Raw genomic sequence first — 19,524 nt, 5'->3', positions numbered from 1 at the left:
AACCTTAAACCTTAAACCTTAAGCTAGAAGTGTAAGTTAATCCTTATACAATCAATCGCTTGGTTAAAAATGGATATTCGACAACCTTCGAACCCCATGGCCGTGCAGGTTTCAATCAAACGGCCTACGTCTACTCAATCCTCTAGAGTAGACTTAGCTATTGCCCCTGATTCAAAAAAAGGGTTAACTTCTCCTGTTATTCGAAATAATGTTGCTTATTCAATGGCGACGACAAGTCAGAATGCCAAATTAACCTCTCAATCAGTTACTGATAATGTTCGTCAAAATACCCTGATTAACTCGACTTCTGTCAAAACTACCCCCAATAATATTAGCCTAACTGAAGGCTTAAGTTTACGAACAGGGCCAGGACATATTTCTGCTTTAAACCCGCTTCAAATAGCGATGCAGAGTGAAGAACATAATACGCAGTTTGAAGCTAAATTTAATGCTTCTGATCAAGCGACACTTCCGCCTTCATCACTTTTTCAAATTAACAATTCTAAGGTCAATAATACGTCGGCAGGTTTTTCAATTAATGCTAATAACCCGGTTAGTAAACCATTAGTGAATCAAACGGTAGATGAATTGTCACCAACGGCCCAAACTGACAATATTACCGAGTCAGTTACACACTCAATTGATAAACAATCATCTCAAATCCAAAATGAAAATATTGCGCAAGACTCTCAAGACGATGAGCGACAAACTGAAAAGGAAACTTCACAACAGCAACAAAAAATTGATGCTATAGAACAAGAGATCATTTCTGAATTATCTGCCCGAGATATGGAAGTGAAGCAACATGAACAAGCCCATAAAGCTGTCGGGGGCATGTTTGCGCAATCACCTACCTACACTTATGAAAAAGGCCCTGATGGCAATAGATATGCCGTTGAAGGTGAGGTAAAAATTGATGTTAGCGTGATAGAAGGTGATCCATTAGCCACATACAATAAAATGCAAAAGGTTTATGCCGCTGCAATGGCACCCGTTCAACCATCTAGTGCCGATATTAAAGTGGCTGCAGAGGCAGTGCAGAAAATGAATCAAGCTAAAGCAGAGCTAGCTGAATTACGTAAAGATAAGGTTTTTAGTGCAGATGATAATCAATCTATTAATGAGCTCGCTAACACTTATCAACAAACTAATGATGAATTTCAGGGCTTTCAAGAGTCTCAGTTAGCGCCATATCAGCAGGCAGCAGAATCGCAACAGCCTTCATTAATACAAGTTCGCTTTAAACAGGAAATGATTGAGTCAACAGAAACAGATAAGCCTTTAATGCCCATTGCGACTTTGGCGTATCAATCAAATCAAGCGGACTCTACTAATGAAAATACTCACACTTCATTAAACCTAACTGTATAGTGTTAATTGTTTCACTGCTATGGCCTTTATTTGAGTGTGGCTATGTTATGTTGCGATAAAATCAAGCTTTCTAGCAACTTAGATGCTGGGCCTTGTCTATCTCTGTTAGGCACAATCAAATTTAATGTGATTCTTCTTTTATGACTACCATGCAACTTTAATCGATGTAACTCACCAGATTCTATCTCTTTTTCAACTAAAAAGTTAGGTATCCAACAAAAACCAATTTGACGTGCAATCAATACTTTTGCTTCATGAAAATTTGAAACAGTTATGCGTTGTTCTGATTTTAACCAACCGGTATCTTGATTCGCATTAATGCCGGTATCCTTAATTACAATTTGGAGATATTGAGCTAATTGCTTTTCATCATCGATAGTTTGAAGGTGGGCTAATGGATGCATAGGGTGGCAGACTAATTCAAATTCTGCTTCACATAATGGTTGAGCTAAATGACTTTTTGGTGGGGTAGCGCAAATTGCGATATTTACCGATTGTTGATTAATTAAATCATGTGTACCAGATATGACCGAATCAACAACACTAACACGAGTGCCTCTACTGAAAGGAATAAATGCTTTGAGTGCATTTACCAATGTTTCTGTCGGATAAATGATTTCTTTTGCTATTGTGAGGCTAGGTTCCCAACCTTGTCCCAGATTAGAAGCTAATTGTTCTAACTCATCAACAGATTGAGTTAAATGTCGTGAACGACGAAGCATTACTTCACCTTGCTCAGTTAAATATGCTTTTCTGCCTCTAACTTCAAGTAGCTGTATATCTAATTGACGCTGTAATTTAGCCACAGCGTGATTCAGAGAAGACTGGCTTTTATTCAACTGCTGAGCTGCTTGGGCGTACCCACCGTAATCAACAACAGCTTGTAATATCCGCCATTGTTCTAATGTTGACTTTGCTTGTGACATTGTGAGCCTTCTTATCATTCAGTTAAATGAATTTTCGAACATTTTTGAACAGATAACGGGTTATTTATTGTGATAATTTTAAATTGATTTTTGATGGTTATTGTCAGTGACAAATCAAATTAAACAATCGATTTTTTGTTTCTAAATAGTTTTATTAAACCGATATCTTCTCAAAAAAATACTACTAAATATTAATGAGATACATTTCAAATATATACAAACAATGACAAAGAAAAAAGGGCAATAGTGCATTAAAAACACCATTGCCCGATTAATAATTTGGAATTAATTTTAAATAGTTTTAATCACTTGCTCTTTAGTGAGTCGCGATTTAGGTAGCTTGGCATTGTAGTCACTATCTTGATGATGATAACCAATGGCCAAAGCCACCTCACAGACATAACCCTCTAGTTCTTCTGAAAAAATTTCACTGATTAATTCACTATCAACCCCTTCCATCGTAGTGGAGTCAATACCTAGTCTTGCAAGTGTGTGGAGCGTGTTACCTAAGGCTAAATAGGTTTGCGCTTTAGTCCATGACGCGGTATTCCCATTTTCATCAGTATTAATTTCTGCAAAAGCAAAACCACCAAATGCCGTTTCTCGATCTTCTGGCTTGGTGCGTTGGTCTGCAATACCTTGATCGACTACTTTTGCGTAGTCATCTCTGGTGTATTTGGGATTATGTGCAAATAAAATGACATGTGAGCTTTGCTTAATATGTTTTTGGTTAAATTGAAACTTATTCGCAAATGTATCGTGCATACGTTGTTTTGCTTCATCGCTTTCTATGACAATAAATTTCCACGGCTGAGAATTAATTGAAGATGCAGACAAACGCATGGTTTCACATATAACAGCCATGTCTTCAGCAGATACACGTTTTGTTGGGTCATAATGTTTAGTGGTATAGCGTTTTTGCAAGTCAGCAATAATAGGATGTGTCATAATTTGTATTCCAAAAAAGTAAAAAGCAGGCTGATATTAGCGGTGTCTTAAGTTGTAAAATCGCATTTAGAGTGAATACTCTGTTCATGTTAGTATGATAACTTTTTGGCAGTAAATGATATATAGGATATTTTTTGAATTATTATCAAATAATAATTGATAATCGGCCATCACGGTCAAAATTTAATACGCGAGTTGGCTGTACTCATTGATTAGGATCAAAAACGCCCTTTGATTAAAAGGGCGTTGGCAATAAAAAGTAGCGAGTTTAACGTGTTTATTGATAGCTACTTTCGTGCACGTTTCTTACGGCGCGTCCTGAAGGGTCAATAATTCCTTGTAAGCTTTCATCCCATGCTAATGCCTCTGGCGTAGAACATGCGACTGATTTACCACCCGGTACAGTTTCTGCTGCCGTGGGTAGTGGGAAAAATTCCTCAAAATAGCAACGATAGAAGTACGCTTCTTTGGTTTCAGGGGTGTTGTAAGGGAAACGGAACTTGGCATTCGCAAGTTGAACATCGTCAACATGTTTCGCTGCATGGTCTTTTAAACCATCAATCCAAGAGTAACCCACACCATCACTAAATTGCTCTTTTTGACGCCAAGCAACTTCTTTAGGTAACTTGTGTTCAAACGCCTGACGAAGAATATGTTTTTCTATTTTACCGTCTTTAGACATTTTGGCTTCAGGATTAATGCGCATTGCAACATCCATAAACTCTTTATCTAAGAATGGTACACGTGCTTCTAATCCCCATGCGGCCATAGCTTTGTTAGCACGTAAACAATCAAATAAGTGCAGTTTATCTAATTTTCGCACTAATTCTTCATGGAAAGCTTGAGCGTTTGGTGCTTTGTGGAAGTATAAATATCCGCCAAACAACTCGTCAGCACCTTCACCCGACAACACCATTTTGATACCCATGGCTTTAATTTTTCGTGCCATTAAGTACATCGGCGTCGCTGCACGAATGGTGGTCACATCATAAGTTTCTAGATGATAAATAACTTCTTTTATGGCATCTAAACCTTCTTGGAAGGTGTAAGTAATTGGGTGGTGAATGGTACCAATTGCATCAGCCACTTTTTGCGCGGCTTTTAAGTCTGGAGACTCTTCAAGACCTACTGCAAATGAATGCAGTTGTGGCCACCATGCGCCAGTCTCACCGTCATTTTCTATACGATGTTTTGCAAAAGTTTGCGTAATAGCTGAAATTACAGATGAATCTAACCCGCCAGATAATAAAACACCATAAGGTACATCAGACATTAACTGACGTTTTACTGCGGCTTCTAATGCATCGCGAAGTTCTTCAACGCTTGCAGGGTTTTCTTCTACGGCGCTGAACTCCATCCAGTCACGAACATAATATTTGCTTGGTTTGTCATCTTTTGAATAGAGGTACTGTCCAGGCTGAAATTCTTCAACTGTTTTACAAACCGGCATAAGGGCTTTCATTTCAGACGCAACATAAAAGTTACCCGCGGCATCATGGCCTGTATATAACGGGATAATACCAATATGGTCACGGCCAACTAAAAACGCATCTTTAGTTTTGTCATAAAGAACAAAGGCAAAAATCCCGTTTAATTTATCTAGAAATTCAACGCCATATTCTTGATATAGCGATAAGATAACTTCACAATCTGAGTTTGTTTGGTACTGATATTTCTCACCTAACTCAGCTTTTAATTGTTTGTGGTTGTAGATTTCACCGTTAACGGCTAAAACGATGTTGCCGTCTTGGCTTATTAAAGGTTGTGCACCATGGTCAACGTCAACAATCGCTAGACGTTCATGGGCTAAAATAGCGCGGTCGTCAGCGTAAATACCTGACCAATCTGGGCCACGGTGTCTAAGCAGTTTTGACATTTCAAGTGCAACCTGACGAAGTTCACTTGCATCTGACTTGATATCTAAAATTGAAAATATTGAACACATAAAACTGCTCCAAAAACATTTAATTAATCTTTATCTGGAATCTACTTTGCCAGCATTTTGTTCATCATCCAAGTGTTATTTTTGATTAAACATCATTAAATGGGCTTTTTTTATGGGAATTATCCTTTTTAATGTTTTTAAAAATAAAGAATGTTTACTGATATTCGTTAATAATTGAGGAATTCATATTTATTAGCGTATTTGTGGCGAAATATTGTTGATTTTTCAATGGGGATGATGAAGTTTGAGTTGTTGAAAATATCTTAGGGTCAGCTGGTTTTTTAAACAAAAAGCCCATGTGAATGGGCTTTAAAAAGGCGCTATCGTTTTAGCGGACTGACATTGCTATTCAGATTTTGCAGGTCTTAAGTGGTAAAACTCAGATGCCGCAAAATATCCTGGCCAGTCTTGGTTATTAGCAAGTGCTTCTGTTGCATGGTAATAGACGGCTAAATCTTGTAATGCCCCAGATAAATCCCATGATTCTTGGTAATGGTCACATACGTTGTGATAACACCCTTTCATGGTTTGTTGCATTTGCGCTTTATATTCAGCCGTTGCTTCATCTAAAGGCTCGTTACCTCCACCAGCAAATACCGCTGGAACACCATATTTAGCAAAACTGAAATGGTCTGAGCGGAAAAAACCTCCAGAGGCAGGGTTCTTTTCAGATATAGCGATGCGGTTTTGTTGTTTTGCCGCATCAATCAAATAGTTTTCCAACTCAGACTGGCCTTTACCAATTATAGTGTAATCTTTGGTTTTACCATAGATGTTGGTACTGTCTAAATTGAATACCGCCACCGTTTTCTCTAAAGGGTAGATAGGGTTTGCGGCATAATAACGTGAACCTAATAACCCTTGCTCTTCACCCGTTGTTGCCACAAAAGTGAGTGAACGTTTTAGTGGGTTGCCATTTTTGGCTGCATCAGCGAATTGACGGGCTATTTCCATAATGCCAGCAGTACCAGAAGCATTGTCGAGTGCACCATTATAAATTTGATCGCCAGCTTTGGTTTCATCTTTACCAATATGATCCCAATGTGCGGTATAGAGAATATGTTCTTCTGCTTGAGAGCTACCTTTCAAGGTGGCGACCACATTATAGCTATCCGAATATTCAGTCTTATTAGTAAAAGATATTGAGGCCGTTTGGTTAAGCTCTACATTAACGGGTTGATCTGCAGCACGCTCCATTAAAGTGGGTAAAGATAACCCAGCTTTGGTGAACAGGCTATTGGCGGCATCTAAAGTCATCCACCCCTCAACCTGAATTCGATTAAGTGCTTCGTCGGTATTGAGTACTAAGTCTTGTTGTGGCCCGGTCCAACTATTTTCAACAACAGACCAAGGATAAGAGGCGGGTTTGGTGTCGTGGATGATAATGGCGCCTAATGCTCCTGCACGGGTTGCTTGTTCAAACTTATAACTCCAGCGACCATAATAAGTCATGGCTAAACCATTAAACTTATCACCCTCTGGGTGGGCAAAACCTGGGTCATTAACTAGAATGACTGCAATTTTACCTTTCATATCAATATCTTTGTAATCATTCCATTGATACTCCGGAGCATCAATCCCGTATCCAACAAATACTAATGGAGCATTGGCTATGTCAATTTTTTCATGGTTATGACGACTGCTGAGTACGATATCTTTTCTATATTGCATCGGGATATCAGCTAAGCTAATAGTTTGATCTTCGCTTGCGGTATAAGTCACCATTGGGACCGCTTGTAAAAAACTGCCATTATTGGCGCCTTCTAAGCCCATTTCAGAGAACTGTTTGGTGAGATATTCAATAGTGAGTTTTTCTCCACGGGTGGTTGGTGCACGGCCTTCAAACTCATCAGAGGCAAGTTGCTTTATATCTTCACGAAAACGTTGTTCGTTAAAGGTGACTAGCGTGTCATTGCCATTTTGGCTAATGACTGCAGAATTAGATTGCTGAGAATCTGGATTTGGGTGCTGATTATTTTGATTACAGGCGGTAACGGTTAATGCGCCAACGATGACAGCGGTAGTACAAAGGGGATAAAACTGCTTCATGGGAATTCCATTGTTATTATTTTGATGAACTTCCAAGACATGATGAGCAAGCTAGCTCTCTAATTCAAGAGAGCTTTTGAGTAAAAATGTTACCTAATGTAAATACTTATGAGACTAATTATAAACAAAAACTCTTGATAAGGTTAAACCACATCAATATCACCTGCGCAAGCAAATACATGATTTGGTCTGAACGGCTCTTTGTCGATATCGGTTATTTGACTCACGCCACTCGTTACTAGGATGGTTTCTAAACCTGCTTGAAAGCCTGCTAAGATATCGGTGCGCATATTGTCGCCAATAATGACGGTATTCTCTGAATGTCCTTGGATATGATTAAGTGCTGATCGCACAATCCATGATGATGGTTTACCAACGTAGAAAGGCATTTTGCCTGAAATTCGTTCAATCGGGGCACATAATGCACCACAAGCCGGGCTATAGTTTGGCCCGTGAGTATCAGGGTTTGTGGCAATAAAGCGTGCACCATTGGCAATAAATCTGGCGGCTTTATGAATCATATCCCAATTGTATGAACGGGTTTCACCCACAATCACAAAGTCTGGGTTGATGTCGGTAATGGTAAAACCGGCATTGTAAAGCTCATGGGTGAGGGCACCTTCACCAATGACAAAAGCTTTAGTGCCTGTTTGATGCTTCAGAAAATCTGCTGTTGCCATGGCTGAGGTATAAAAGCAGCTTTCAGGTACGTCTATTCCTGCGGCTCCTAGACGGTTTTGTAAATCTTTTCCTGTTTGAACAGGATAATTAGTTAATATAACTAAAGGGTTACCTTGCTCGAGTACTCGATGAATAAACTTATCACTACCAGGAATTAACTTGTTATCGTGAAGTAATACACCATCAATATCACAAATAATATTTTTCATCGTTGTTTATTTCCTTATATAAAGTCATTAGCCATATATAATGCTTTAAACAGCAATAAAGCAACGTTTTTAAAAACAAAATGCCAACCCATCAAGGCTGGCATTATGAATTTAATCATTAAACGGTTTATAAAGATTAAGCTTCTAACACTCAACAATATTTACAGCAAGACCGCCTTTAGCCGTTTCTTTATACTTGCTGCGCATATCTTTACCTGTATCCATCATCGTTTTGATGACTTTATCTAATGAGACTTTGTGGTTACCATCGCCACGTAATGCCATTCTTGAAGCATTAATGGCTTTAACTGCGCCCATTGCATTTCGCTCAATACACGGTACTTGCACTAAACCACCCACAGGGTCACAGGTTAAACCTAAGTTATGCTCCATACCAATTTCGGCTGCATTTTCGACATGTTCAACAGTGCCACCCATGATTTCAGTTAATGCTGCTGCCGCCATTGAACAAGCAACGCCCACTTCACCTTGGCAGCCCACTTCAGCACCTGAAATTGAAGCATTCTTTTTATATAAAATGCCGATAGCCGCTGCGGTTAATAAGTAGCGAACACATACATCTTCATCCACTTCTTGAACAAAGGTATCGTAATAACACAATACGGCAGGAATTATTCCCGCGGCGCCATTGGTTGGTGCGGTAACAACTCGGTCACCTGCCGCATTTTGCTCATTCACTGATAAAGCAAATAAGTCTACCCAATCCATTGCGGTAAGTGGGTCTACGTTGTTTCTACCTTCAGCTTTTAATCGACGATATAACGCTGGCGCTCGACGACGGAGTTTTAAGCCTCCAGGTAAAATACCTTCTTTTTGATAACCTCGTTCAACACAGGTTTTCATGGTTTGCCAAATATGCCAAAGACCTTGTTTTACTTCATCTTCGTTAGCAATGCTTAATTCATTTGCCATCATTAACGAAGAGATACTTAACCCATTGTCACAACAAAGTTGTAGTAATTGGCTGGCACTATTAAAGTCATATGGCGCTTCTTTTATTGGGGTAGCAGGAGAGGCGTTACGTTGGGTAATTTCATCTTCATCTAAAATAAAGCCGCCACCCACTGAATAATAAGTGCGCTGATAAATAATTTGCCCGTTTGATAGAGCGTATAAAGTCATCGCATTGGCATGGGCCGGTAATGACTTTCTTCTATGGTAGGTGATGCCACTTTCACGGGTAAACTTAACCTGCCTTCCATCAGAGATGGTTAACTTTTGCTCGCTTGAAACCTGTTCCAAAATTGCATCAATTTTGTCAGTTTCTACGGTTTCAGGGTCTTCTCCCATCAAACCTAAAATAACGGCTTTACCTGTACCATGACCTTTACCGGTTTGGCCTAAAGATCCAAATAGTTCAGCCTGCAATTCATCAGTTTCAGCTAAAAGATTTTTATCAGCAAGATTTTGCATAAAAATCTTGCCAGCCTTCATTGGCCCGACAGTGTGTGAACTAGATGGACCAATGCCAATTTTGAACATGTCAAATACGCTAATCATTGAATTAACCTTTATCTGGTCGTTTATTGTTTTTGTTATTCATGAGTATAATCAACAAGAGTGTAGGTCATACTCGTATATTTGATAGAGTATCCCATATTTTTGTTATTACAGTTCATTAGTTTTTCTTATGTTATTTTTTCAGATTAGCCTAGCTTATTTTACTTGAGTGATTGGCCAAAAGTATTGAGGTATGCCGTTGAGTTATTTAATGATGGATCTTGCGGGTTTGACCGTGTCGGATACAGAAACAGCACAATTATTACAGCCGCAAGTAGGCGGCGTTATCCTTTTTTCGAGGAACTTTGCTACTAAAGAGCAATTGGTCTTATTAATTAAACAACTGCGAAAAATTCGCAATGATCTATTAATTGCGGTTGATCATGAAGGTGGTCGAGTACAACGATTCACCCAAGGATTTACTCATATCCCAGCAATGGGGGATATTTTACCCGCAGCAAAAAATGATATTGCATTAGCAAAAGTATGGGCGAAAGAATGTGGTTATTTAATGGCCATTGAACTTTTAGCCTGTGATATCGACTTAAGTTTTGCGCCAGTTTTAGATGTTAATGGCATCAGTGAAGTGATTGGCAAGCGCAGTTTTAGTGCTGACCCTGAAGTTGTTAGTCAGTTAGCTGAATGCTTTATCGCAGGCATGAATGATGCGGGTATGGCTGCTGTGGGAAAACATTTTCCAGGGCACGGTAGTGTTGCGGCTGATTCACATATTGCAATGCCGGTAGATAGTCGTACTAGAGAGCAAGTAGAGTCATTTGATATGCTGCCGTTTAAACAGTTAATCGACAAACAGTTGTTAAATGGAGTGATGCCAGCACATGTAGTTTATGACAAAATAGATGATCAACCTGCTGGTTTTTCTGAGTACTGGTTACAAACGGTTTTACGCCAACAATTACAGTTTAATGGGGTGATTTTTTCTGACGATTTAGGTATGAAAGGCGCAAGTTTTGCCGGTGATTATGTAGGACGCGCCCAAGCCGCATTATCTGCCGGGTGCGATATGATTTTAGTGTGCAATGACCCCGCAGGCGTGGCAACGTTGTTGAATGAATTCCAGTGGCCCGAAACTGAACCTTTTGCCAATGCAAAAACGTTAAAGCCTCAAGTTGCTGTGGTAATGAATGCACTAGAACAAGAGTCTAGGTGGCTGAACGCCATTGAATTAACAAAAAAAATCAATGCGGCTGAGCTAAATTAATAACTTGGTTAAACTGTGCAATATATCTAGGATGACGGCGCTGAGCCGTCATCCTGTATTCTGCAGAGGCTAATAGTTGAAATTATTCTCCGGTAGATTAGTTGAGGTTTCAGCGGAAGCCTCGCCTAAATCAATCGGTCTGGACATGGTGGGTTGTGCCATCTTTCTTATTTGCATCACAATTCCCATTTGTGGGTGGTCAAAGTAATGAATTTCTCCACTGCGTACACGACGATTTTGCTTTAATGGAATAGACTGTAAAAAAGGCTGCATCGTCTTTTCTACTTGGGTATTTACCGCATCAAACTCATTGAACTCACTATAATGATTTTCAACAAGCTTTTGTATGGGCTTTCTTAAGGCTAAATCATTTTCAATGTATAAATAATGGCTTAAATAAATGTTTATTGTGCCATCTATTTCCCATACAGGCTTAACGTGTTGAGGTTCAATAAATTGACCAAAATTTGAGAAGTCGTTCATTGAAAATTGAACATCTGGCAGAGAATCGTTCTTTTCTACAATTTGTTGACCGTGATATTCAAATTGGTCAGAAAAGTCTTTGCCTGCAAAAATTCGAATGGGTTTGGTGCGTCTTTTCGATTGCATATCTTGCTGCCAAGTAAGATGCAGCATTGGCTTAACATTTCTTTCTCGACTGACAGCTTTAATAATTTCGGCAAACTTACTTTGGCTTTCAGATAATAACACCACTTTATCGTTCAAGTAGGCTTGTTGTGGTTTATCGGCTGCAATAGAAAACGGCACGTTGCTTGGGTGAGTTCTAACCGTATTGCTGGATAATGGGTCGTTACAATCAGAAGGATTGTCTGTTGACCAATCAGAGCCAATACAGCTATTTAAACCAGAAGCCACGCCAGAAATATCGGTGCTAATAACGGGGGTAATTAAGTCTATTGCACGCTCATTAATTTGTGGCGCAGGAGTATTTGGCCACTGTTCGGTTACATTTGTTTGGCGTTCAAATATAAACACTTCTACTTCAAACCACGTTTTAGCTGAGGCCGAAGTTGAAATAGATAGCGCACTTAAGGTTATTGCAGATAATAATAAGTTACGAAGCACTCTTGCGTTCTCCAGTTTGATGTTTTTCAAGCTGTTCGAGTAAAGTTTTTAGTAACGCGAGTCTGTCTTTACTGGTTTCAGCTGGTATGGTGAACTTTAACTTATTTGGTCCATCCATTCGATAAATTTGTGGCTGCTTTTGTAATAAATCAATGATAAACATTGGATCAATATTATGTTGCTCACTAAATTCTATGCTGCCACCTTTAGCGTGCATTTCAATTCGGTGTAATCCAAGTGCTGTTGCTTGATGTTTGTATAACGTAACATCTAATAAGTTTCTTGTTGGGTCGGGCAACATGCCAAACCGGTCAATAAACTCTACTTTTAACTCGTCAATCATCGTTTGTGAATCGCAGTTGGCAATACGCTTATACAATGATAGTCGCATATTAACATCACTAACGTAATCATCTGGCAGCAGCGCGGGAATGCGTAAATCAATGTCACATACGGCGCTCATCATATTGGCTAATGAAGGCTCTTTACCTTGTTTAAGGGCTTTAACTGCCGACTCAAGCATCTCCATATACAAGCTAAAGCCAATTTTAGAAATATGGCCGCTTTGTTCATCACCCAGTAATTCACCTGCACCACGAATTTCTAAGTCTTGTGTTGCAAGCATAAAGCCTGCGCCTAAATCTTCTAATGCGTCGATGGCTTCTAGTCTCTTACGGGCATCTGGCGTCATACGTTTAGGGTGTGGGGTCATCATATAGGCATAAGCTTGATGATGAGAACGTCCCACACGACCTCTTAATTGGTGTAATTGAGCCAAACCAAATTTATCAGCGCGATCGATGATGATGGTATTCGCTGTTGGCACGTCAATACCGGTTTCAATAATGGTCGTACAAACCAATACATTAAAGCGTTGGTGATAAAAGTCTGACATGACTTTTTCCAGATCGCGTTCGCGCATTTGCCCATGGGCAGTCACTACTCTCGCTTCGGGCAATAAGTCTTTAATATCGTCAGCGGTTTTCTCAATGGTTTCAACGTTGTTGTGTAAATAATACACTTGGCCACCACGTAGAATCTCACGCAGAATGGCTTCACGCACGGTGGCTTTATCGTATTCACGTACGAAGGTTTTAACGGCTAAACGTTTGTCTGGTGGCGTGGCAATAATAGATAAATCACGCATACCCGACATAGCCATGTTCAAGGTTCGTGGAATTGGGGTGGCCGTTAATGTAAGAATGTCTACATTGGCACGTAATGCTTTAATCTTTTCTTTTTGACGCACACCAAAACGGTGCTCTTCATCAATAATTAGCAGACCTAAATTATCAAACTTGGCTTCAGAGGTGAGTAACTTATGGGTGCCGATAACAATATCAACTTTACCTTCGCTTAGCTCTGTAATGACTTGGTTTTGTTCTTTAGCGGTTTTAAAACGTGACATAACTTCTATCACAACTGGCCAATCAGCAAAACGGTCTTTGAAGTTTTCAAAATGTTGCTGAGCAAGTAGGGTGGTTGGCACTAATACCACCACTTGTTTACCTGCATTAACGGCGACAAATGCAGCGCGCATGGCCACTTCTGTTTTACCAAATCCAACATCGCCACATACCAGCCTGTCCATCGCCATTGGTGCTTGTAAATCAGCAAGAACGGCATGAATAGCACTTTCTTGGTCGACGGTTTCTTCAAAAGGAAAGCCTTGTGAGAACATGGCATATTCTTCTTGATCTAAGCTAAGCGCTTCACCGGGTCTGGCTTGTCTTCTGGCATATACATCTAATAATTCTGCTGCAACGTCGCGGATACGTTCAATGGCTTTTTTCTTTGCTTTCGCCCATGTTTCATTCCCCAATTTATTTAATTGGGTATTTTCATCATTGCCAACACTATAGCGACTGATTAGATGTAGTGATGATACCGGCACATAAAGTTTGTCGCCTCCAGCATATTCTAACTTTAAATATTCAGCGACTAAGCCCCCCGTGTCTAGGGTTTCTAAACCTTGATATAAGGCAACACCGTGTTCAAGGTGAACGATGGGTTGGCCAACTTTTAACTCGGCTAAGTTTTTGACCAGTACGTCTGAACTTACTTGCTTTTGTTTATCCCGACGTCGTTGCTGAGAGATTCGTTGGCCAAATAGTTCAGTTTCACAAATGATACTGACGTTGCCTTTAGTGCCAAGATCTAACTCACAGCCTTTTGACAAAGGTGAAACAATAAGCCCAACAAATTCTTTAGCAGATAGATAATCATTAAAGTGCTTAAAAACTGTTGGCTTGATATCAATTTTGCCAAGCAATTCTACTAATGCTTCTCGACGACCTTCTGATTCAGCAACAAATAGCATTTGGCTGTGGTGAGTGCTGTATTGCTGTAGGGCTTGTAGAGGTTGCTTTAATTTATGGTTCGCATTGATATCTTCAATGGCTGACGCTTTAGCAAGAAGTGCTGCTTTAGGTAATTTATTGGCTGATGGTTCATTTTCGTCACTGCTGGTTTGTTGCTGAACAAACTGAGTGCGTACCATTGTCTTAAAAGCAGTAAATAACTGTTCATTAAGTAAAAATAGCTCTTTAGGTGGCAGTAACGGTCTTAATGGGTCGACACGTCTGTCTTCATAACGACTATGTACTTCATGTAAATGATGCTGGCTTGCGCTTTCAATATCCCCAATGGTAATTAATTGGCTGTCGCTGGGCAGGTAATCAAATAACGTTGCGGTTTCATCAAAAAATAGCGGCAAATAGTTTTCAATGCCCGCAGGCATTAAATTACGGCTAACAAGTTGATAAACCGATTCTGCTTCTTTGGAAATCACATCAAAGTGACGGCGATATCTTTGCCTAAAACCTTCTATTGATGCATTGTCTGTTGGAAATTCTTTTGCCGGTAGCATTCGAATGTGTTCTAGGGTCATTCCTGAACGTTGGGTTTCTACATCAAAAAAGCGAATTGATTCAACTTCATCATCAAATAATTCAATGCGTAACGGCTGTTTTGAACCTGTTGGAAAGATATCAATGATCGATCCTCGAATGGCAAATTCGCCGTGTTCATAAACTTGATCAACAATATGGTACCCGGTATCGGTTAAGTGCTTTCTGACTTGATCTAGACTAAAAATATCGCCTTTTTTTAGTATGAGTACATTCGCAGTTAGGAACGACTTGGGTGGCAGTTTAACCATTAAGGTATTAACGGGCACAATAACCACGTTGTGATTGTTTTGGCTAATTTGTGCTAATGATTCGAGACGTTGAGAAATTAAGTCTTGATGTGGCGAAAAACTGTCGTAAGGTAAGGTTTCTCTGTCTGGAAATAAGCATACATTAATTGCAGATTGTGCCAATAAGTAGCTTAGTTCTGCCTCAAGTGAAAGCGCACTAGGCGTGTCGTGAGTGACAATTAGGCTAGTGCCAGCATGTTGGTTAACTAAATGACTAATGGCCACAGCTTGTGAGACACCGCCTAAAGTGGCAAGTATTTGCTGTTGTTGACCTTTTTTGACACTAGGTGGGGCAGTTACACTAAATTGCTTCATTGAATTGATTAACTTGTTATTGAGAAAACTTACAGATTATCGTTACGCTGTTGCTTACGCAGTTTAAGCATTTTTTGTTGTACATTTAAGCTAGCTTTAACTAACTGTTCAACATCTTCATCTAGAACTTGAGCAAATGCGAGTTCAATTTGCCATTGTTCATTCGTGTCATCAACATTTGAGGTTATTTGTTTGGCACTGACTACTTCACAAATACACAGCACTGCGACAACTTCAGCATGTAAATAAATATGGCAGCTAAATAACTCTCCTTCGTTAAGCTCAGTCGGTGAAAAAATACTTAATCCACTGCCGCCAAATTGAAATCCCTGATAAGCTTGGCCTGTTTGAGTTTCTTTTTCTAAAACATGCTGTAAAACCAGGTCAACTTTTCGAGATTGTAACTTCAAAAAATCTACAATCGCTTTGGTTTCTGTATCTAATTGCCTTAATTGCAATAAACAGCTAGCTTCCAATGCTTTAACCTCAGACAACAGTTTAAGCCCAGTAGATTGCATCTGTCTGAGTTGATTGTCGTCTGGGATGGGTTGATTAGCATCCCACTTTGTTAGGTAAACATTAAATTGATGAGGCACACTAAAGTAAGAATTGCTATCGTTTATCAAGGTTTGCCTCTTTATTTATCAAACTAATACCCCTATTATCGTGCGCAACTTGATGGTTTAGCAAGTCATTCGCTTTTTCAGCGGTGCAATCAATGTCATTTTGACATAATAATAACCAATATACGCCGTAAACTCGGCATTGGATGACCCATTTATATGAATTTTGGATTTTCTTTTTTTGTAGGCTATCGCTACTGGCGCGCTAAAAAAGCCAATGCATTTGCGTCTTTTATAACGCTTTTTGCTGTGTCGGGTATTTTTTTAGGCGTGGCGGCGTTAATTATTGTTAGCTCTGTGATGAATGGTCTAGAAGGGCAGTTAAAACAACGTATATTAGGTGCTGTGCCGCAATTGACCTTGGTTAACCCACAAGGGTTTGAAAATTGGCAACAAGATACTCAAATATTAATAGACGATGTGAATCTTACACACAGTATTAAAGGAATGACTCCCAGTACCAGTACACAGGCGATGCTGCAATCTAATGCTAATTTAGGTGCTGCACAGGTCATTGGCGTATTTCCAGAGTTAGAAAACGGTTTATCGAGTATTGTCGACCATAGTTATTCTGATGCGTTTAACTCACTTAAAGCGGGTGATTATCATATTGTATTAGGAAGCCAGCTTGCTAGAAATCTACAGGTAAGAACTGGCGATAAAATTAGATTACTTAGCTCTGAAGGCGTTGTTTACTCGCCGTTGGGGCCTGTGCCGAGCCAGCGTAAATTTGTTGTGGCAGGGGTATTTGAGATGGGCTCGCAGGTGGACGCTTCGGTTGCATATGTTCACTATGAAGATGCCAAACGACTTATGCGTAAAAACCCGCAAGTTATTGATGAGTTAAGAGTATATCTAACAGACCCATTTGATGTAGAACGTATTTCATCTGACATTGTATCGTTACTTGAAAGCCAACAACTTCCTGTTGAAACTAAAGATTGGCGCGCCGATTTTGGTCATTTATTTTCTGCGGTGAAAATGGAAAAAAACATGATGTCTTTAATGCTGAGTTTAATTGTTGCGGTAGCCGCTTTTAATATCGTTTCGGCATTAGTGATGATGGTAGTCGATAAAACTACCGATGTTGCGGTACTAAAAACCCAAGGATTAACGACCAGCGCGGTAATGAACATTTTTATAGTACAAGGTTCTTTAAATGCGTTGCTTGGCTTAGGCTTGGGTACTGTTGTAGGTGTGATATTAACGTTGAACGTTAATGAAATCTTAAATACCCTAGGCGTATCAATTTTAGGTGCTGGGCAATCATTGCCAGTACAGCTTTCCATTAGTCAGTTGACCATAATTGTACTGGGCACATTATTAATTACCCTTGTAGCGACTATTTACCCTGCGTTAAGGGCTGCCCGAGTCGAGCCTGCAAATGCATTGAGATATGAATAATGACAACAAATAAGCAAATATTACTCACCGTAAATAAAGTCAGTAAGCATTTTAATGATGGCGAAGTGACAACTCAGGTACTCAACGAGGTTGAGTTAACCGTTTATGAAGGTGAACAACTGGCTATTGTTGGTAGTTCAGGTTCAGGAAAAAGTACCTTGTTGCATGTGATGGGCACCTTAGATACGCCTAGTAACGGGAAGGTATTACTTCAGGACGTTGATATTTATCAATTGTCTTCAGCAAAACAAGCGAAGTTGAGGAATGAAGATTTAGGCTTTATTTATCAATTTCACCATCTTTTACCTGAGTTCACCGCCATTGAAAATGTGGCTATGCCGGCGTTTATTCAAGGTAAAAATAAACAACAAACTTTAGATAAAGCGCAAGGATTACTTGAGCGAGTTGGCCTAGGGCATAGGCTTAATCATACTCCGGCTCAATTATCGGGTGGTGAAAGACAGCGCGTCGCCATTGCAAGAGCATTAATTAATAATCCGAAACTGGTGTTAGCTGATGAACCCACAGGTAATTTAGATGCCACCAGTGCTGAAACTGTATATGAATTGATTAAAGAATTAGCTCAACAATTTAATACCGCATTTGTGGTGGTCACCCATGATCATAAACTAGCCACTAAAATGGACCGTCAAGTCACCATGAAAGATGGTGTGCTGCAAAATAGGGTAAATCAATCGCATGAGTAAATGGCTTCCTTTTCTAATTGGTTGGCGCTTTTATCGTGCTCGCCAAAGTAATGGTAATGGCTTTATTGGATTTATTTCTTTTGCATCTACCGCCGGTATTGCACTCGGTGTTGCGGTATTGATTATTGCTTTGTCTACCATGAACGGTTTTGAAAAAGAATTGCAAAGTCGTTTATTAGGCGTCATCTCACACGGTGAATTAGTGGGAGTTAACGAGCCCATTAATGATTGGCAGTCTATTGCTGATATGGCCGATAACATTCCTGAGATTACCGGGGTTGCGCCTTTTATAAGGTTACAAGGGTTAGTTCAACGTCCCGGTGGTTTTCAGGGCATTGTTGTCAACGGTATTGATACTGAATTTGAAACTGAGGTGTCGACACTTAAACAATATATGCAGCCAGACGCTTGGCAGTCTTTGCAAGGAAATAACAACCATATTGTGTTGGGTCGAAGTCTATTAAACAAACTGCAATTATCGGTGGGTGATACCTTATCAATGTATACCCCTGATTCTAACAGCACCCGTTTAAGCGCCGCTAAAAGCCATCGTTTTGTTGTATCAGGTGTTTATGATATAGGCGGTGAAACTGAAGCAAGCCAAGCTTATGTACCCATTAGCTATTTAAGTGAATTATTGGCATATGGTGACGGTGTTACAGGGGTTAGGTTGCATGTTGATGATGTGTTTAAGGCGCCAAGCGCCACACGTGATCTGGGCTATGCTCAAAGTCAATATTTGTATATAAATGACTGGACACGAACCCAGGGGCATTTATACCAAGATATTCAACTTGTTAGAATGGTGATGTATATCGCGTTGGCATTAGTCATTGCGGTGGCGTGTTTTAATATTGTGTCGACCTTAGTGATGGCGGTTCGCGATAAAGCTTCAGAAATTGCTATTTTAATGACCATGGGCTTAAAGCGATCTGCTGTAATGTTGATATTCATTATGCAAGGTGGTTTGAATGGTTTGTTAGGTTGTACCATTGGTGGTGTCATTGGTGTAGTAACCGCTGTCAATTTAAGCGCACTAGCGAAAAGCGTTGAGACATTATTGGGGATAAAGTTACTCGACTCAGATATTTACTTTATCGACTTTTTACCTTCTCAAGTGCTATTACATGATGTGTTATTTGTGACCTTTATTGGATTGATAATGAGCCTTCTAGCAACTATTTACCCAGCCTATAAAGCTACAAGAATATCACCAGCAACAGCACTAGCAGGTCGATAAACTCATTTTGAAAGTATCTGATGGGGTTTGAAAAACAAAAAGCAGTGTTAGTTAACACTGCTTTTTATATAGCCATTA

At 39.7% G+C, this 19,524-nt stretch carries 14 protein-coding genes; 5 read left to right on the top strand and 9 right to left on the bottom strand.

Annotated elements, in window-relative coordinates:
- Positions 1-69 precede the first annotated feature (69 nt).
- Entirely contained in the window at positions 70-1,371 is a 1,302-nt protein-coding gene (locus tag L2672_RS10640) for a putative metalloprotease CJM1_0395 family protein (protein ID WP_248995835.1), read from the top strand.
- A 26-nt stretch (positions 1,372-1,397) separates the two neighbouring features.
- Here the strand turns inward: L2672_RS10640 and L2672_RS10635 are convergent, their stop codons facing one another.
- The 6 genes from L2672_RS10635 to L2672_RS10610 form a co-directional block, all read right to left on the bottom strand.
- A complete protein-coding gene (locus L2672_RS10635; RefSeq protein ID WP_248995834.1) occupies positions 1,398-2,297 on the bottom strand; it encodes a LysR family transcriptional regulator in 900 nt (299 codons plus the stop codon).
- A gap of 291 nt (positions 2,298-2,588) precedes the next feature.
- Positions 2,589-3,245 carry a nitroreductase family protein gene (locus tag L2672_RS10630; RefSeq protein ID WP_248995833.1) on the bottom strand — a complete coding sequence of 219 codons (657 nt, stop codon included), beginning with the start codon at positions 3,243-3,245 and terminating at the stop codon, positions 2,589-2,591.
- Positions 3,246-3,522: 277 nt separating this feature from the next.
- Positions 3,523-5,190: an asparagine synthase B gene (asnB, locus tag L2672_RS10625; protein WP_248995832.1), complete on the bottom strand. Its 1,668-nt coding sequence runs from the start codon at positions 5,188-5,190 to the stop codon at positions 3,523-3,525.
- A gap of 345 nt (positions 5,191-5,535) precedes the next feature.
- Positions 5,536-7,239: a M28 family metallopeptidase gene (locus L2672_RS10620; RefSeq protein ID WP_248995831.1), complete on the bottom strand. Its 1,704-nt coding sequence runs from the start codon at positions 7,237-7,239 to the stop codon at positions 5,536-5,538.
- A 143-nt stretch (positions 7,240-7,382) separates the two neighbouring features.
- Positions 7,383-8,129 carry an HAD-IIA family hydrolase gene (locus tag L2672_RS10615; RefSeq protein ID WP_248995830.1) on the bottom strand — a complete coding sequence of 249 codons (747 nt, stop codon included), beginning with the start codon at positions 8,127-8,129 and terminating at the stop codon, positions 7,383-7,385.
- A 144-nt stretch (positions 8,130-8,273) separates the two neighbouring features.
- On the bottom strand, positions 8,274-9,650 hold the full coding sequence (locus L2672_RS10610; protein WP_248995829.1) for an L-serine ammonia-lyase: 1,377 nt from the start codon (positions 9,648-9,650) through the stop codon (positions 8,274-8,276).
- 199 nt (positions 9,651-9,849) lie between these two features.
- Between L2672_RS10610 and nagZ the strand changes: the two genes are divergently transcribed.
- Positions 9,850-10,872: a beta-N-acetylhexosaminidase gene (nagZ, locus tag L2672_RS10605; protein ID WP_248995961.1), complete on the top strand. Its 1,023-nt coding sequence runs from the start codon at positions 9,850-9,852 to the stop codon at positions 10,870-10,872.
- 69 nt (positions 10,873-10,941) lie between these two features.
- Here the strand turns inward: nagZ and L2672_RS10600 are convergent, their stop codons facing one another.
- Genes L2672_RS10600 through L2672_RS10590 form a run of 3 tightly spaced genes read right to left on the bottom strand, consistent with a single transcriptional unit; the run spans position 10,942 to position 16,098 of the window.
- A complete protein-coding gene (locus tag L2672_RS10600; RefSeq protein ID WP_248995828.1) occupies positions 10,942-11,958 on the bottom strand; it encodes a peptidoglycan binding protein CsiV in 1,017 nt (338 codons plus the stop codon).
- Entirely contained in the window at positions 11,948-15,472 is a 3,525-nt protein-coding gene (mfd, locus tag L2672_RS10595) for a transcription-repair coupling factor (protein WP_248995827.1), read from the bottom strand. Before mfd ends, L2672_RS10600 begins: the two co-directional genes overlap by 11 nt.
- Before the next feature lie 29 nt (positions 15,473-15,501).
- The gene (locus L2672_RS10590) at positions 15,502-16,098 is read right to left on the bottom strand and encodes a hypothetical protein (protein ID WP_248995826.1); all 597 of its coding nucleotides are present in this window, start codon (positions 16,096-16,098) and stop codon (positions 15,502-15,504) included.
- 156 nt (positions 16,099-16,254) lie between these two features.
- Here L2672_RS10590 and L2672_RS10585 point away from each other — a divergent pair, with 156 nt between their 5' ends.
- The 3 genes from L2672_RS10585 to lolE are packed head-to-tail and all read left to right on the top strand — an operon-like array spanning position 16,255 to position 19,446.
- Complete coding sequence (locus tag L2672_RS10585; RefSeq protein WP_248995825.1) at positions 16,255-17,499, top strand: lipoprotein-releasing ABC transporter permease subunit; 1,245 nt, start codon at positions 16,255-16,257, stop codon at positions 17,497-17,499.
- Entirely contained in the window at positions 17,499-18,206 is a 708-nt protein-coding gene (gene lolD, locus L2672_RS10580; RefSeq protein WP_248995824.1) for a lipoprotein-releasing ABC transporter ATP-binding protein LolD, read from the top strand. Before L2672_RS10585 ends, lolD begins: the two co-directional genes overlap by 1 nt.
- A complete protein-coding gene (gene lolE, locus L2672_RS10575; protein WP_248995823.1) occupies positions 18,199-19,446 on the top strand; it encodes a lipoprotein-releasing ABC transporter permease subunit LolE in 1,248 nt (415 codons plus the stop codon). Before lolD ends, lolE begins: the two co-directional genes overlap by 8 nt.
- The last annotated feature ends 78 nt before the right edge of the window (positions 19,447-19,524 follow it).

It is taken from the genome of Shewanella gaetbuli, assembly GCF_023284065.1.
GTDB lineage: Bacteria > Pseudomonadota > Gammaproteobacteria > Enterobacterales > Shewanellaceae > Shewanella > Shewanella gaetbuli.
The sequence above is the reverse complement of the archived record's forward strand: the minus strand, read 5'-3'. Positions and strand labels throughout refer to the sequence as shown.